We start from the raw sequence: 16,154 nt of genomic DNA on the forward strand, positions 1-16,154 counted from the left end.
TTCACCTCTAGGGGATGGGTATGGATGGGGTTAAGTCGAGGGTCGGCTAAGCCAACCGGCCCTCTTGTTGCAAAAGGGCGCCGATGCGCTGGATTTCTTTCTCGCCTTTTTCCAGGGCGGCCTCGCTGGTGTGCACCGAGTAGTAGCCCATCACCAGGTCATGGGGATGCGTGACCGCCGAACCGAGCACGAAGGAGGTCGCGCCCCGGGCAACGATGTCGATGGCCTCGCCGCAGGCTTCGAATACCACCATTTCCCCGGCATTGACGTTGCCGCCAGCATCGAGGCTGCCGTTGTTGACCGCCAGCCAGGCGACGGTGTGCCCGGCCGGTGGCGTATAGCGCCAGTGCTCGTTGTCCTGCAACTGCACGGCGAGATAATTCATGCCCGCCGGGGAGGCGACGCTGCTGCGGGCTGCGCCGTATTGGCCGAGCAACACCAGCGCCGGACCCTCACGGGGGATCTCGGAGGGCGCCAGGTAAACGCTGTGGGCCGGGGCATTTTCTTCTGCCGCCGGCAGCGCAACCCAGAGCTGGAAGCCTTGGATCGGCGAACCTGCGACCGGTCGGGCGGTGTGCCATACGCCGTTACCAGCTTGCATCCACTCCATGCCGCCGCTGGGCAGCGTGCCTGACTGGCCCGTGGTGTCTTCGTAGATCACCTGGCCCTCGATCATGTAGGTCAGCGTGGCGATCCCGGAATGAGGGTGCATACCGAAACCTCGTTGCATGGCATCGGCGTTGAAGGCGAAGTGATCGAGAAACACGAATGGCTTGCAGAGCTGGCCCAGGTCGCCGGGGCTCATGAGCCGGGTGATCGACCCATGGCTGCTGCCGGAGGTGCGATGGACGATGGCGCGTGGTGGCGCTGCGACGATGCTGTTCATGGGGTGCCTCCAAGTCTTGGGCGGTGGGCCTTGATGCGAGAAGGATAAGGGCCTGCCAATAGATTGATTAGCCGATACAATGGGATTGAACTCATCCATAAAACGAAGGAATGTCGGCGCCATGCTCGATCTCAACGATGTCGCGCTGTTTGTCCAGGTGGTGCGCAGCGCCAGCTTCGCCGAAGCTGCCAGGCGCTTGGGCATGCCTTCCAATACTGTCAGCCGACGGGTTCAGCAGTTGGAGGCGCAACTGGCGTCGCGACTTTTGCAGCGCTCGACCCGCAAACTCACGCTGACTCATGCAGGCCAGGGGTTTTATGAACGCTGCGTGGATGCGGTGGACGGCTTGATGGACGCCGGACAGGAACTGATGATGGGCAGCGAGGAGCCCAGCGGCCTGGTGCGCATCGCGGCGATGGCGGATTTTTTCGATTTCTTCCCGATGGAATGGGTGGCCGACTTTTTAGCCGCGCATCCGCGCGTGCAACTTGACTTCGTGCTCAGCGATGCCCGGGTCGATCTGATTGCCGACCGCATCGACGTTGCCTTTCGTGGCGGTCCCTTGCAGGACTCGGGGTATGTCGGTCGCCAACTGCTCAAGAACGACGGTGACGGCATGGTTGCCAGCCCCGCGTACATTGCCGCGCGCGGCGCACCGCTTTCGCTGCAGGACCTGGCGCACCACGACGGGGTGAGTTTCGCTCATCCCGGCGGCATGACCCATTGGCGATTCGTTGGCCCGGACGGCATCGAGGAACAGGTGCAGATCGCCAGCCGGTTCCACGCCAACACCGCCCAAGCGTTGCGCAGGGCGACCGTCGCCGGCCTGGGCATCGCCGTGCTGCCGGGGGCACTGAGCGCGCTCGACCTGGAAGCCGGTAGGCTGGTGCGCGTGCTGCCGCAGTACCAACGCACCGGCTTTGGCCTGAATGTGCTTTATCCGAGCCGGCGGCAGTTGCCGCTGGCGGTTTCGGCGTTCATCGGGTTGGTGATGGAAAAGCTGGAGCTCAAGGCGTTCCCGGCGCGGATGACATGAGTCGGCCATTGCCCTTCGCCACGATGGGCCAGTGACTATTACGCCCGGTCGCAGCTTCAGCTGACGCAAGGAGCAGGACGCCACGGCCCACCTCGATCCGGATGGTTCTGCCTACCTTGCCTTGTGTTCAGGGGACCGGGGGTGGGCATTGATACGGATTTTTCTGGGCCGTGACGATGTTCAGACTGGCTTGGGGGAGAAGCCAGCCCAAAAAAACGCCCGCCGAAGAATCATTGGCAGGCGTCTGGGAAAGACCGGCACACAAAGGAGAAACTGGCCGGGGTAGGGGGCAAGGGTCAGGCCACCGGAATCAACGGGTCAGCCGCTGCCAGGGCCGCCGCGCGGTCGGCGGCGGGCGGGTAGATCCACACACTGTTGATCTGAGTCTTGAGATCCTTGGCTTCCTGCCCGACCAGCTTGAGTTGGCGATCCCAACCTTCGGTATACACCGCACCCCAGGCGCCCAGGTCCAGGCAGGTCACGTACTTGGGTTGGCTGTAGGGCATCGGCGCCACACCCAGCAGGTCGGCCGCGACGTTGTTGCCGGCGTAGCGCCCCAGGGAGATGGCGTGTTGGCAAGACATCGCCGCGTAATTGCCCAGTGTGTCGGTGGCGGCATAGGCCACGTCACCGGTGGCGAATATGGCGTTTTGTCCCAGCACTTTCAGATGGCTGTCGACGTGCAGGCGGCCCAGGTGATCGCGGGTGCCTGGCACTTGCTGGGTCAGCGGGTGGGCACGGAAACCGACGGTCCAGATCACGGTCTTGGACTCGATACGCTGGCCGTTCGACAGGGTGACACCGCCGGCATCCACCGAATCGACCGAAGCATTGAGGATCCACTCGATGCCCAGGTGATCGGACGCTTCGATCACGGAGGGGCGAATGCCGTCGCCCAACGACGCGCCGATCTGCGGCGCGCGATCCACCACGATGACCCGGATGTTCGCATCCTCACCCAGGGCGGCCCGCAGGCGGGTCGGCATTTCGGTGGCGGTTTCGATGCCGGTGAAGCCGCCACCGGCTACCACCACGGTGTTGCGGGCTGGGCTGTCCGGCAGGTTTTTGAGGGACTTGATGTGGGCTTCGAGGCGCGTTGCCTGTTCGATCTCATCGACGTCGAAGGCATGTTCGAGCATGCCTTTGAGATCGGGGCGAAACAGTTTGCTGCCCGCCGCCAGTACCAATCGGTCGTAACCCAGGCTGCCCTGGGTACCGAATACGTCCACGTAGCCGACCCGTTTGCCTTCGACGTCGATACTGCTCGCCGAGCCCTGTACGAATTTCACGCCCACAGCATCGAACAGTCCGTCCAGCGGAGCCATCATGGTGTGGACGTCCGGCTCATAGAAACGAGGCCGCATGCGCAGTTCCGCCTGGGGCGCCAGGACAGTAATCTGCACGTCATTTCGATCATGCTGGTCCAGCAGGCGGGCCGCGCTCAATGCGCTCCATACTCCGCCGAAACCAGCACCAATAACCAGAATTTGCTGTTTCATGATTTGCTCCCGAAGACAAAATCGATACGTTGAATGAATTAAACTGTTCAGCGTGACCGTGGCGCGAAGTACTCCAGAAACGCCTGGCTTCAATGTATTCACATCGAGCACATTCAGTTTCGGTTCGCTGTAGGAAATCATATTGGCCGGGACTGTGTTTAACACTTCTACATAAGGTCATCGGGCCCATGCTTGGGTAGGTGTGATCTATACGAAGGTATGAGGGGGCGGACAGTCAAGCAGGCCGGGCCAGTACCGATTCGATACAGGCGATCAATTCAGCGCAGTCGAAGGGCTTTGGGAAAAACGCCACCGGCTCGGGCGCAGCAGCGCTGGTACGGGGCGGCACGCCAAGGTATCCGGTAATGAAAATGATCGGAATATGAATGCCCAGGGTCGACAGGCGATCGTACATCTGAATACCCGTCATGCTGGGCATTTGTATATCCGATATCAGGCAGGCTGTATTTTCAAGTTCGCAGGAAGATAAAAAGTCCAAGGCGCTGGCGTATGTTTCAACCCGATATCCGTGGGAACGTAACAAACCATCCAGGGCAATTCTAACTGATGCATCATCATCAATAATTGCAATAGTTGCGGTGTTGGACATGTCGATACCTGGGATGATATCAGGTAGCCATAAAGGCGACCGTTATCAGTGCAAGATACGCCGTCCAATGTGCCCGCCAATTATACGTGTGTATGAACTTTCTACTGCTCGCCACGCAATTCCAGCACTTGGGTCATGCGCACCAGATCGGCGAACGAACGTGCGCACATTTTGCGCGTGGCTTGGCCGCGGTGAATCTTGACTGTGATTTCACTCAAAGGTCGAGCCGGGGATGGTTCATGAGTTGCGCGACCGAATCGAACAAGTGGACCTGCAGGCCTTGGGTCAAGGCTTTAGGGCCGCTACGCAGCCCAACGGGGATAAATCCCCTCGCCACAGAAGGACGCGCTCACACAAGGCGCTGTTGGCTGTGGCGCTGGAGCTATACCGAAGTATCGATGATGTTGCCCAAAGGGTGAGTCAAGTGTCCCCACGTACAACAGACATCAGCCCGCCGCGGGGATTACGCTTTCATCACCTCGTCGCCGCAGGCCTTGATGGAGGGCGCAGGCGATGATCTTGTTCACTTCTGACTCAATGGCCTGGGGCCTGAGGCGATGACTATGATGAACAGAAATGACTTGCGTCGTGCTGACATCAATTTGCTGGTGGTCTTCGAAACCATGATGCACGAGCAAAACGTTACCCGCGTCAGCGAAAAGCTGTTTCTCGGCCAGCCCACGATCAGCAGTGCCTTGGCGCGCTTGCGGTTGATGTTCGATGATCCGTTGTTCATCCGTTCGGGACGGCTGATGGAGCCGACCTCCCGGGCCCAGGAAATTTTCTCCAATCTGTCACCGGCGCTGGACGGCATCGCTGCCGCCTTGAGCCTTTGTCAGGCGTTCGAGCCGGCCACCAGCGAAGCGACCTTCCATATCGGGCTGTGCGATGACGTCGAGTACGCCCTGTTGCCCCAGTTGTTGCGCCGCCTGCGGGCCGAGGCCCCCGGCACCACATTGGTGGTGCGCCGGGCCGATCAATGGCAGTTGTCCCAGCTGATGGCCAGCGGTGAAATTTCCCTGGGAATCAGCCCGGCCTTGGAACTGCCGGCCAATGCCCGACGCAAGACGCTGCGGCCGATTCGACCGATGTTGTTGCGCGCCGATTCGCAGCCCGGTGAACTGACGCTGGACGAATTCTGCCGTCGGCCCCATGCGATTGTGTCGTCCATGGGCAATGTCATCGATGACTCGGACCGCGCGTTATGCCAGATGGGCCGACAGCGCCGGGTGGTGTTGACCGTGCCGCAATTCAGCGCCTTGCCCGTGCTGTTGGCCCAGAGCGACATCATCGCCATCGTGCCGGATTACGTTGCCCAGGCGATGGCGGTGACGACCGGCATGAGGGCGCAAGCGGTCCCGATCTGCTTGCCACAGCACGAGCTTTCCATGGTCTGGCGCGGCGCTTCGCACAATGATCCGGGGGAGCGGTGGCTGCGTTCGCGTTGCAGCGCGTTCCTGGCCGAGCAGGCCGACCCGCGGGAGCACTCGAGAAGAGTGGCCTGACGGGACCGTACCGTAAGGAGGCGCGCTCAGCGGGCAAACCGGTTGCGATACTCCCGGGGGAAATCGAGAGATGGCGCTGGAAGGTGTGACGCATTCGTTCCTCGTCACCGAAGCCGCAGGATCGGGCGATCTGGTCGATGTTGCGCTGTCAGGTTCGTGGCCCAGGCGCCGAACCGTTAGGTGCTATTGATATGCTATTAAGGTATTTAAATTAATATTTTTATAGCTTTAAAGTCGTGACCTTCAGTCTTGTGCACTTTACTGTGAGGTTCTCGACCATGGCTTTCAAGCGTTCTGCGCTGACCTTGTTGGTTTCCCTGGCGGCCACTGCGCTGCTCAATCCTTTGGCCCATGCCGAAGGCAAGATCAGCATCGCCCAGCAATTCGGTATCGGCTACCTGATCCTCGACGTGGTGCGTGACCAGCAGTTGATCGAGAAACATGGCAAGGCCCAGGGCCTCGATATCAAGGTGGACTGGAACAGCATTTCCGGCGCGACCGCGATGAACGAAGCCCTGCTGACCGGCGCCCTGGATGTGGTGTCGGCGGGCGTTCCGCCGATGCTGACGATCTGGGACCGGACCCGGGGCAAGCAGAACGTCAAGGCCATCGCCTCGCTGGGGTCGATGCCCAATTATCTGTTGACCAATAACCCGAACGTGAAAAGCCTCAAGGACTTCACCGACAAGGACCGGATCGCTGTTCCAGCGGCGGGCGTCGGGTTCCAGTCGCGCACATTGCAGATCGAAACAGCCAAGGTGTTCGGCGACGATCATTTCAAGAAATTCGACGACATTTCAGTCAGCCTCCCACACCCGGATGCCACGGCGGCGCTGATTGCCGGTCAGTCGGAAATCAATTCGCACTTCTCCAGCCCACCGTTCCAGTACCAGGCACTGCAAAGCCCCAACGTACACAAGGTGCTCAGCTCCTATGATGTACTGGGCGGGCCGGCGACGTTCAACGTGCTCTACACCACGGAAAAATTCCACGACGAAAACCCCAAGACCTACAAGGCGTTCTACGACGCCCTGGTGGAGGCACAAGGCATCATCAAGGCCGACAAGCCGGCTGCGGCCCAGACCTACATTCGCGTAGAGCAGTCCAAATTGCCGCTGTCGCTGGTGGAGAAAATCGTTACTGACCCCGAAATCGACTTCACTGTCGTCCCGCAACGCACCTACATCTATGCCGAGAAATTGCATGAGCTGGGTGTGCTGAAAAACCAGGCCGACAGCTGGAAGGACTATTTCTTTGAAGAGGCCCATGGCGGCGCCGGCAGTTGAGTCCTGACTGATTATCCGTTTTCGGCACAATTGCTCGACCGGCTCACGGGGCGGAATGGAACTTGCCTGAGCTTTGACCCGCAAGCCCTGGAATCATCAAAGGTCGGGTCAATGAACAATTCCTACATGCTGCAGCCAGCGGTCTCGTCGGACCTGTTGCCGACGCTGCCGATCAATCGGTTCCGCACCGCAGACATCGATGAACACGCCCGCAACATGGGTGGTTGGCAGGTTTGCTATGACCAGTTGACCCCCGGGCGCTTCGAAGGCGAGTTGATCGAGTTCCGCTCGGACTGGATGCAACTGGTGCGCGACCGCTCTAATCAGGCCATGACCAAGCAAGGCATGGCCTGGGAGGGCGCCATCACCTTCAGCGTGCCGCTGAGTGCCGATGGACCGGTCTTTTGCTCTGGGCACCCGATTATCGAGCCCAGCCTGTTGGTCGCCCGTGGCCAAAACCTGCCCGAGCTGCGCACACCCCAGCATCTCGATCTGCTCGGTGTCGCCATCGACGAGCAGGCGTTGGAGCATGTGCTGGAACGACAGGGCAGTCGCTTTCGAATTACCGATCTTCCCAAGTGTTACCGTCTCGGCAACTCGACGCTGCCCGCCGAGCTTGCGGCGTTGTTCGGTGAGCTTGAAGGTGGCGAGCAGGGGCGTGACTCGTTACTGGGTTACGAGTCGATCCGCCGTGGCCTGCGTGACACGGTGATGCTGCACATACTGGAATTGGTGGCGCCGGATGAGGTGCCGCCGCTCAACCCCACGGCGCGCAAACGCATGGTCGACCGCGCCCGGGAATATGCCTTGACCCATGTCGATGAGCCGCTGTCGATCCTCGACCTGTGCAACCACATCGGTGCCAGCCGGCGAAAACTGCAGTATTGCTTCCAGGAGACGCTGGGCATCAACCCCGTGGCCTATTTACGAGCATTGCGCCTCAATGCCGTGCGTCGTGAACTGCGCAGCGGCGGACAGGCCCAGGGTGTACAGGAAGTGGCAGCACGCTGGGGTTTCTGGCATTTGAGCCGGTTTTCCAGCGACTATCGAGTGCTGTTCGGCGAGACACCTTCACAAACCCTGCGTCGCACGTATCTGTGCTGAAAACGGATAACGGCTGACCGGTCGGCTCCCTAGGATGACCCCTACACCACATGGTCGGGAGGGGCATTCGATGAATCAGAAGAATAAAACAAACGTCTTGCGCTGTACTGGGTTGACCCTGGGATTGATCGCTGTCTGTAGCGCTGCCCATGGTACCGAAAACGGCGCACCGACCACGGCAGTCGGGGTCTACGATTTCGGCGCAGGCATGATGCCGCCGGCCACGCCCTTTGGCACCGTCGGCCTGCGAACCGCGTTCTATTCTGCCAACGTGCAGAAAGATCGCCACGGCAAGTCTGCGGACAACAATTTCTCCCTGGATGTCTTGTCCATCGGCGTCGCCTACATGCGCATGACCGATTACACCGTGCTGGGTGCCAAGTATGGCTTCGGCGCCGTCGTGCCGTTTTTCCAGATGGACGCCTCGGTACAGGTGCCGACGCCTGTCGGTCCGCTGGACCTTGCGGCAGATCCGTTTCGCCTGGCTGACATCCAGGTGTTGCCGGTAATCCTGCAATGGACCCTGTCGCCGAACCTGTTCGTCAACGCCCAGTTCCAGATCCAGGCCCCCACAGGCGACTACGACAAGGATCGCTTGATCTCGCCGGGCCTCAACCACTGGACCTTCTCGCCGATCATCAACGCCACCTACCTCTCCGACAGCGGTTTTGAAGTGTCGTCCAGCTTTGAAGCCGACATCAACACCCGCAACCACGCCACCGACTACAAGAATGGCGTCGAGTACCGCCACGAATTCGCCGTGGGTCAACACGTTGGCCCATGGACCGTGGGTGTGGGCGGTTATTACTACCGGCAATTCACCGATGACGATGCGCCGGGTCTGGAAGCGGCCAATCGCGCCCGGGTATTGGCGGTCGGTCCGGCAGTGAGCTACTTCAAGCCCGGCATGCCTCCGGTGTGGCTGCATGTCTACAAGGAGCTCGATGCGCGAAACCGCGCCGAGGGCTATACCGCGGCGCTGCGTATTTCTCAAAGTTTCTAAAAGGGGCTCGCCATGAACCAATCAAGTTCCGTTTCAACGACGGCCAGCCCGTCGCGCCAGGCCGGTTGGCGTGAAGGGCTGGTGCTGATGCTGGGCAGCAGCCTGACGATCATGGGCTCGGTGATGGTCGCGCCGATCCTGCCCAGGTTGGGCGCCGAATTCGGCCCCATGGAACCTCGCGCCGATCTGCTGGTGCCGTTGGCCGTCACTGGGCCAGCCCTGGCGATTGCCTTGTGCGCGCCTTTGGCCGGCTGGTTGGCCGACCGGGTTGGGCGCAAGGCCTTGCTGGTGATTACCACGGTGCTCTACGCCTTGCTCGGCGCGCTGCCGGCGCTGCTCGATAGCCTGCCTTCGATTGTCGGTGCGCGGCTGTTGTTCGGTTGTACGGAGGCGGCGGTGATGACCTGCTGCGCAGCCTTGATTGCTGACTATTGGCAGGGCGAGGAGCGGTTGCGCTACGTCAACCGGCAGGTGGTGACCATCGGCCTGGTGGGGGCGCTGTTTTTCGTGGTGGGCGGGGTGCTCGGCGAGCATTCGTGGCGGGCGCCGTTTCTCCTGTATTTGCTGCCATTGCTGCTGGTGCCGGCCATGATGAAGGTGCTCTGGGAGCCGCCGGTGGCGAAGCTGCAGGGGGTCGAGCAGAGCGTCGATGAGTCGGGACCGGCCAAGGTCGCCGTGCTGCAACTGATGGTCGGCTACCTGATGATCCTGGGCGGCATGGTCCTGACGTTCATCATGCCGATCCAGGCGCCGATGCTGTTGGCAAGCCTGGGCGTCACCTCCAGCACGATGATCGGCCTGGCTGCGGGGTTGAGCCTGTTGGCGACCCTGGGCGGTTCGCTGATGTGGCCGTTGCTGCGCCGCCGCTTCGGCATCGCTGGTTGCAACGCACTGTTGCTCGGCCTGATGGGCCTGGGGTTGTGGCTGCTGATGCGCGCACAGAGCTACAACGCCGTGCTGGTGGCAGTGTTCATCCAGGGCCTGGGGGCCGGGTTGCTGGTGCCCAATGTGATGGCGCCGGTGATGAATGCCCTGACCGCCAGTACCCGTGGCCGGGGCTTGGGCGGGTTTACCTCGTGCCTGTATATCGGCCAGTTCGTCAGTCCGCTGGTGGTGGCCTTGGTGGTTGTCTTCGCCGGTGACCTGCGGCACGCCATCGAGTGGCTGGCCCTGGCCAGTTTTGCCCTGGCGCTGCTCTGGGTCGTTGCCGGCCTGCGAGCACGGGGCCAAGGGCAGGCGAGCACCGTTGGATCACATCAATCGTCATGACACAAGGAACCTTGAACATGGGTATGCAAGACATCCACCAGTTGATGGACAGTGAAGATGCCACGGCGCTGGCCGAGTGGGTCAGGCGTGGCGAGGTCCAGCCTGGCGAGTTGCTGGAAACCGCCATCGAGCGTCTGGAGCGGGTCGAGCCACAGCTCAATGCGGTGGCCGAGCGCTTGTACGATTCGGCCCGGCAGGCGGCCCGCACGCCACAGGTTGGCCAAGGCCTGCTGGCCGGTGTGCCGACGTTGATCAAAGACCTGTTTTCGCCGGTCCACGGCGCGGCGATGACCAACGGCTCTCGCGCACTGGGTGACTTTCGTGCGGATTTCGAATCGGAAGTCGTGGCGCGTTTGCGCCGTGCCGGATGCCAGGTGATGGGCACCAGCACATCGCCGGAGTTCGGCACCTCGTATTCCACCGAGTCCGCGCGCTTTGGTGCCACGCGCAATCCCTGGAGTACCGATCACAGCGCTGGTGGCTCCAGCGGGGGCGCGGCGGCGCTGGTGGCGGCCCGCGTGGTGCCATTCGCCCATGGCAACGATGGCGGAGGTTCATTGCGTGTGCCGGCGTCTTGCTGTGGCGTGTTCGGCTTCAAGCCCAGTCGTGGCTTGCTGCCGTCGGGCCCAATGGTGGGCGAGGGCTGGGCCGGAATGGGCACGCCTCATGCGATCACCTTGTCGGTGCGCGACAGTGCGGCGCTGCTGGACGCCACCGCCGGGATGGACCTGGGCGCGCCTTACGCTGCGCCGATGCAGGCGTTGCCGTATGTGATGGCGGTGCAGGCTGATCCCAAACCGCTGCGCATAGCCCTGGTCGAGCAGCTCGGGCCTTGGCCTACGTCACCACAGAGCCTTCAGGCGGTGGGCGAGGCCGCGCGGTTGTGCGAGTCGTTTGGGCATCGTGTCGAAGCGGTGAGCCTGCCGGTGGGGTTGCTGGAGTTCCTCGACCAGGTGTTCACCATCATTGGTGCCAGCACCCGTCACTATGTCGACCTGCTGGGCCAGATGCGCGGGTTTGCCGTACAGGCCGAAGAACTGGAGGTGCGTACCCGGATCATCTTGCGGGACAAGGGCAACGTCAGCGGCGCCCAATATGCGGCGGCGGTGGAGTGGATTCACGCCCTCGGCCGGCAGTTGGCGGTGTTCATGCAGGATTACGACGTGATCCTGACCCCGGTCCTGACCCGTGAACCGATGACGATTGGCGAGCTTGATCTGCAGGATGTGTGCATGAGCCTGGATCAACTGATCGAGCGCTACCACAGCTATGCGCCGTTCACTGCATTGTTCAATGCCAGCGGTCAGCCGGCGATGTCGGTGCCATTGTCCTGGAGCGCCAATGGCCTGCCGATGGGGGCGCATTTTGCCGGTCGCTTTGGCGAGGAAAGCACCTTGCTGGCCCTGGCTGGCCAACTGGAACGCGCCCAACCCTGGCGCGGCCGAGTCCCACCGGTCAACGCCTGCCGGCGTTAAAACCGTGGGAGCGAGCTTGCTCGCGATGGCGTCGGGGCAGTCGATATCCTCATTAACTGACCCTCCGCTATCGCGAGCAAGCTCGCTCCCACAGGGGATTTGTGATGGTCGCGAATACCCTTGGACGACCCGGAACAAATCGTGGGAGCAAGCTCGCTCCTACAAGGGGATTTTGCTGGGTAGGGCTCTGGGGGTGTCCCAGAGCCCTTGAACGTCAGTAGCGGATCATCACCGACTTCAGTTCGGTGTAGTCATCAATGAATGCACTGCCAAATTCCCGGCCTATCCCTGAAGATTTGCTGCCGCCAAAAGGCACCGCCGGGTCGAGCAGGGTGTGCATGTTCACCCAGACCGTGCCTGCTTCGATGGCGGGAACCATGCGCAGGGCTTTGCCCAGGTCGTTGGTCCAGAGGCTGGCGCTGAGGCCGTAGGGTGTGTCGTTCATCAGTTCCAGCAGTTCCTCCTCAGTGTCGTAAGGGAAGAAAGTCGCAATCGGGCCGAAGGTTTCTTCGTTGAGCAGGGCATCGTCGCGGTGGTTGGCGAGGATGATCGTGGGTTCGACGTAGCACCCCGGCCCATCGATCAGCTTGCCTCCATGGATGATGATGTTGTTCTGCGCGCGGGCCTTGGCGAAGAATTCCGCGAGTTTGAGCTGGTGCTGGCGGTTGGTTACTGGACCGAATTCGGTGCGTTCGTCCAGGGGCGAGCCGATGGTGAGCTTGCTCAGGCGCTGGGTGAGTTTGTCCGTGATCGACTCGATCTGCGAGCGATGGACGAAGAACCGTTCCGCCGCCGCGCAGATTTGCCCCGAATGCAGGAACCCCGCCTCGATGATGCCGTTGACCGCCACCTCGGGATCGATATCAGGCAGGAACCCCGCTGCATTCTTCCCGCCCAGTTCCAGGGTCGCGCGGGTCAATCCGGCGCCCATGGCCGCCTGGCCCACCGCCAGGCCAGTGGGCACGGAACCGGTGAATGAAACCTTGTTGGTGCCCGGGTGTTCGATCAGCCCTTTGCCCACCTGGCCGCCGCCGGTCAACACGTTCAGGGCACCCGCCGGAAGGCCGGCTTCCATCGCCAGTTCAGCGATGCGCAGGATGGTCAGCGGGGTGAACTCGCTGGGCTTGATGATGACGCTGCAACCGGTCACGAGGGCTGATGCCAGTTTCCAGATGGCGATCATGGTGGAAAAATTCCACGGCACGATGCCGACCACCACCCCGACCGGCTCGCGCAAGGTGAACGCGGTGTAGCGCTCACCGGCGAAGGAGGGCAACGATGGGGTGATCGTCTCGCCATTGATCTTGGTTGCCCAGCCGGCGTAGTAACGCAAAAAGTGCGCGGCCTGATCGACTTCGAAGGCCCGGGAGATGTGGATGATCTTCCCGGACTGGCAGGTTTCGATCTGCGCCAGCTCTTCGCGGTTACGTTCCAGCAGGTCTGCCAACTTGAGCAACACATGGCCGCGGACCGCGGGTGCCGTTTGGGACCACTGCTTGAAGCCGCGGCGGGACGACGCCACCGCTGCATCAATGTCGCCGGGCGTGGCGTCGCTGACCTGGGCGATGACTTGGCCGGTGGCGGGGTTGACGACGTCCAGCGTCTGGCTGCTCTGGCTTTCGACGTAGCCACCGTCGATGAACAGGGCGTGATGTCTACCGAGGAAGTCTTGAACCTGAGGCAGCAGGGCAATATCGCTCATGAGGGTTTCCTGATCACGAATAGGGAAAGCCTCGAGGGTAATCCCGGCAGGACCGTCCAGCTTGACTGTGCCTGCCGCGCCCTATGTCTGTGGCTGCCAGCCTGCGTGTTGGCAGCCAGGAGCAAGGCCCCGTGCAGGCAGGAACAAGCCAGCCTGGCCGGTTTGCGATCAGATCCGGGTTTCGACTTGATGGCATAGGGGCGGGCGATGTTTCTCCAGACCAACAAACAGAAACTGGCGTTGACTGCACAAGTGCACCGCGTGCTGACCGGCGAAACGGAGCACACGCCGCAGCTCGACGCTTATCCGCAGCTGCGCACCCTCCTTGAGCAGCATGCACGGCAGATGGTGAGCGCGACTGCACATCTGCAACAGGTCGAAGCACAGGTACGGGCGCAAACGCTGCAATGGCAGCAGAGCGAGCGTGAGTTGCACATGGCTCGCCAGCAACTGGAACAAACCCGTGCGCGCGAGCAGGTGCTTGACATCCGCTTGGACGAACTCAGCCAGCAGCTGCAGCAACAACGCCAGGATGCGCAGATCTGGGAGTTGCTGCAATCGACCCTGACAGAAGGCTGCTGGGATATCACGGTCGTCAACGGTGATCTCCAGCACCCGGCCAGTGGCATGCGCTTTTCCAGTCAGTTCCGTTCGCTGCTGGGGTATGGGCCGGATGACTTGCCCGATGGCTGGGATGCCCAGGTCGGCATCACTCACCCGGACGACTTGCCCAAGATCATGGCCATTTTCGACCGGGAAATCCTTGGCTCCCAGGGCAGCGGTGAGTACGTCTTTGAATACCGGATGCGCCACAAGACCCGGGATTACATCTGGTGTCGTGAACGCGGTCGGGCAGTACGCGACTCGCATGGGCAACTGGTGCGAGTCATTGGTGCGGTGCGTGATATCAGCGATGAGCGTTCGGCCCAGTCCACCCATCAGCGCATGCTCGAACAGAACCAGGTGACCTACGCCCAGATCGCCACGGTGGTGGCGGTGATCAAGGGCATTGCCGACCAGACCAATCTGCTCGCCTTGAACGCCGCGATTGAAGCGGCCAGGGCCGGAGATGTCGGGCGCGGTTTCTCGGTGGTGGCCGATGAGGTGCGCAAGCTGGCGCAGAGTACCCGGCAGGCGACCCATCAGATCCAGACCATGTTGCATCAGCACAGATAACAGATAACAGGCTAATCGCTACCCCGCAGCTACGTAGGCGCTGCGTAGGCGCTGTCGAGTGCAACGAGGCTGCGATCTTTCCCCAGGCACTTGAGTCCCAAGCGAAAGATCAAAAGCTCGCAGCCTTCGTCAGCTCCCACGGTCGGCCGTCTAGAACGGAACCGCCACCACCAACTGGCTGTAGACGTTGGTGCCGTTGCCGCCGACCTGATTGCCACCGCTGTCCGCATCCTTCTCAGGCTTGTACAGGCCCACCAGCGGCGTGACGATCAGGTGCTCATTCAACGCCCATTCCACGTACAGGTCCAGCTCCTGCGCATCGAGATTCAGCGCTTCACGGGTATGCAGGGTCTGGTAGTCGAAGAACAGTGCACCAATGGTCACCGTTTCTGCCGGCTTGAGCTTGAGGCCCACGTGCTGGATGGCGGTGTTGCTGTTGAACGGGCCGGCATAGTTGCCCGCCACTTCACCCTGGAACCAGGTGCCATAGCCGCGGTTCTGCCCGTTGAACATCGAGTCCCAGCCTTTGGAGTAGCGGCTGTAGCGATAGGTCAGGTCCGGCGTCCAGGGCAGGTCGGCGAAGGTGTAGCCGGCTTCGGTGTACCAGGCTTTCTCCGGGCCCGCGTCCTTGTCCTGCCAGGCATACTCGAAGGAAAAGTGGGCATTCTCGATACCGGCATTCCCGGCGCCGCGCAGGCTGTAGATGTCCATGCCTTCACGCTGTTTCTGGAAGTCGCTGGCGTAGCGGTCATCGACGTTGATGCCGTGGATGTAGGTCAGTCCCAGGGTGCCAGGCGCGGCAGTGTATTCCAGGGTGCTGGCGGCCATCTCGGTGTTGGCCTGGGCGCGGTTGTCGGACTTGATCCACATCAGGCTGCCATGCACGCCTTCCTTGCCGCCCAGACGCACTACAGCGGTTTCGTCGAAGGCATGCCGGGCCGCCAGGTAATAGGCACCGCCACGGTTGAGGTCGCCATCGGCTACGCCTTTGCCCAGGTTCAGGCCATCGTCGTTGATGATGAAACCGTCACCCAGGGTGATTACCTGGCGGCCGTAGGACAGGTCGACACCGTCTTTGCCCAATGCCGGGAACAGATCCCCCGAACGCCAGCCGGCAAAAGCTTCATCGAACTGGGTGGTGCGTTCGGACCCATCGCTCAAACCGGCTGCGTCGCCATCGCCCCAGGTGCCGGAGCTGACCAGGTTGGCCGTGCCGTAGACACTGCCCAGGCCGCCGAGTGTCTGGTCGATACTCAGGCCATACTTGATGAAACCTTCGCGCCAGCTCGAACCGCCGGCGGTGCCGTCGTAGTTCTTGCGGCTGTTGAACAGCCCGTAGACCGCCAGGAAGTTACCGGTGACGGTGGTGTCTTCGTCGGCGTAAAGCTCATAGGCCTGGGCCGATGAATCGGCGACCAGCAGGGCAATGCCCAGGCCGATGGCGTTGCGCAGCAAAGGTGTACGGCGTGTGTGCTCCATGGTGGATTCCCCAGTGCGATAGGACAGTAGAGCGCGCATTAAGGGGAGTGCTACCCGGGGATGTCTTTCACCTGCCTGCCATGGAGTTGACTCAGACCGCCAGCGCGGCGGTGTTGGCAGGCAG

Annotated in this window: 12 protein-coding genes and 3 pseudogenes; 8 read left to right on the forward strand and 7 right to left on the reverse strand. The window is 61.6% G+C overall.

Going from position 1 to position 16,154, the window contains the following annotated elements; all coding sequences use genetic code 11:
- Positions 1 to 46: 46 nt before the first annotated feature.
- Complete coding sequence (locus KI237_RS13770) at positions 47 to 886, reverse strand: pirin family protein (protein WP_212800278.1); 840 nt, start codon at positions 884 to 886, stop codon at positions 47 to 49.
- 121 nt (positions 887 to 1,007) lie between these two features.
- On the opposite strand from KI237_RS13770, the gene KI237_RS13775 reads away from it, so the two are divergent.
- Complete coding sequence (locus tag KI237_RS13775) at positions 1,008 to 1,922, forward strand: LysR family transcriptional regulator (RefSeq protein WP_212800279.1); 915 nt, start codon at positions 1,008 to 1,010, stop codon at positions 1,920 to 1,922.
- A 296-nt stretch (positions 1,923 to 2,218) separates the two neighbouring features.
- Here the strand turns inward: KI237_RS13775 and KI237_RS13780 are convergent, their stop codons facing one another.
- From KI237_RS13780 to KI237_RS13790, 3 genes and pseudogenes are all read right to left on the reverse strand, one after another.
- Positions 2,219 to 3,421 (reverse strand): NAD(P)/FAD-dependent oxidoreductase, encoded by a 1,203-nt coding sequence (locus tag KI237_RS13780; RefSeq protein ID WP_212800280.1) that lies wholly within the window; start codon positions 3,419 to 3,421, stop codon positions 2,219 to 2,221.
- 235 nt (positions 3,422 to 3,656) lie between these two features.
- Entirely contained in the window at positions 3,657 to 4,031 is a 375-nt protein-coding gene (locus KI237_RS13785; RefSeq protein ID WP_212800281.1) for a response regulator transcription factor, read from the reverse strand.
- Positions 4,032 to 4,132: 101 nt separating this feature from the next.
- A pseudogene (locus KI237_RS13790) lies at positions 4,133 to 4,249 on the reverse strand (LuxR C-terminal-related transcriptional regulator); the annotation flags it as partial.
- Between the two features lie 345 nt (positions 4,250 to 4,594).
- Here KI237_RS13790 and KI237_RS13795 point away from each other — a divergent pair.
- Entirely contained in the window at positions 4,595 to 5,536 is a 942-nt protein-coding gene (locus KI237_RS13795) for a LysR family transcriptional regulator (RefSeq protein ID WP_283246313.1), read from the forward strand.
- A 26-nt stretch (positions 5,537 to 5,562) separates the two neighbouring features.
- Here the strand turns inward: KI237_RS13795 and KI237_RS30465 are convergent.
- A pseudogene (locus KI237_RS30465) lies at positions 5,563 to 5,684 on the reverse strand (helix-turn-helix domain-containing protein); the annotation flags it as partial.
- A gap of 130 nt (positions 5,685 to 5,814) precedes the next feature.
- Here KI237_RS30465 and KI237_RS13800 point away from each other — a divergent pair.
- From KI237_RS13800 to KI237_RS13820, 5 genes are all read left to right on the forward strand, one after another.
- Positions 5,815 to 6,822, forward strand: coding sequence for an ABC transporter substrate-binding protein (locus tag KI237_RS13800; RefSeq protein WP_212800282.1), 1,008 nt, complete (start codon positions 5,815 to 5,817; stop codon positions 6,820 to 6,822).
- Positions 6,823 to 6,933: 111 nt separating this feature from the next.
- On the forward strand, positions 6,934 to 7,926 hold the full coding sequence (locus KI237_RS13805; protein WP_212800283.1) for a helix-turn-helix domain-containing protein: 993 nt from the start codon (positions 6,934 to 6,936) through the stop codon (positions 7,924 to 7,926).
- 70 nt (positions 7,927 to 7,996) lie between these two features.
- Positions 7,997 to 8,929 (forward strand): SphA family protein, encoded by a 933-nt coding sequence (locus KI237_RS13810; protein ID WP_212800284.1) that lies wholly within the window; start codon positions 7,997 to 7,999, stop codon positions 8,927 to 8,929.
- A gap of 12 nt (positions 8,930 to 8,941) precedes the next feature.
- On the forward strand, positions 8,942 to 10,198 hold the full coding sequence (locus KI237_RS13815) for an MFS transporter (RefSeq protein ID WP_212800285.1): 1,257 nt from the start codon (positions 8,942 to 8,944) through the stop codon (positions 10,196 to 10,198).
- Between the two features lie 17 nt (positions 10,199 to 10,215).
- Positions 10,216 to 11,673: an amidase gene (locus KI237_RS13820; RefSeq protein WP_212800286.1), complete on the forward strand. Its 1,458-nt coding sequence runs from the start codon at positions 10,216 to 10,218 to the stop codon at positions 11,671 to 11,673.
- Positions 11,674 to 11,887: 214 nt separating this feature from the next.
- On the opposite strand, the gene KI237_RS13825 is transcribed toward KI237_RS13820, so the two are convergent.
- Positions 11,888 to 13,375 carry an aldehyde dehydrogenase family protein gene (locus KI237_RS13825; RefSeq protein ID WP_212800287.1) on the reverse strand — a complete coding sequence of 496 codons (1,488 nt, stop codon included), beginning with the start codon at positions 13,373 to 13,375 and terminating at the stop codon, positions 11,888 to 11,890.
- A gap of 627 nt (positions 13,376 to 14,002) precedes the next feature.
- Here KI237_RS13825 and KI237_RS30980 point away from each other — a divergent pair.
- A pseudogene (locus KI237_RS30980) lies at positions 14,003 to 14,542 on the forward strand (methyl-accepting chemotaxis protein); the annotation flags it as partial.
- Between the two features lie 159 nt (positions 14,543 to 14,701).
- Here the strand turns inward: KI237_RS30980 and KI237_RS13835 are convergent.
- Positions 14,702 to 16,030 (reverse strand): alginate export family protein, encoded by a 1,329-nt coding sequence (locus KI237_RS13835; protein WP_212800289.1) that lies wholly within the window; start codon positions 16,028 to 16,030, stop codon positions 14,702 to 14,704.
- Positions 16,031 to 16,154: the final 124 nt, after the last annotated feature.

The organism is Pseudomonas sp. St316 (assembly GCF_018325905.1).
GTDB lineage: Bacteria > Pseudomonadota > Gammaproteobacteria > Pseudomonadales > Pseudomonadaceae > Aquipseudomonas.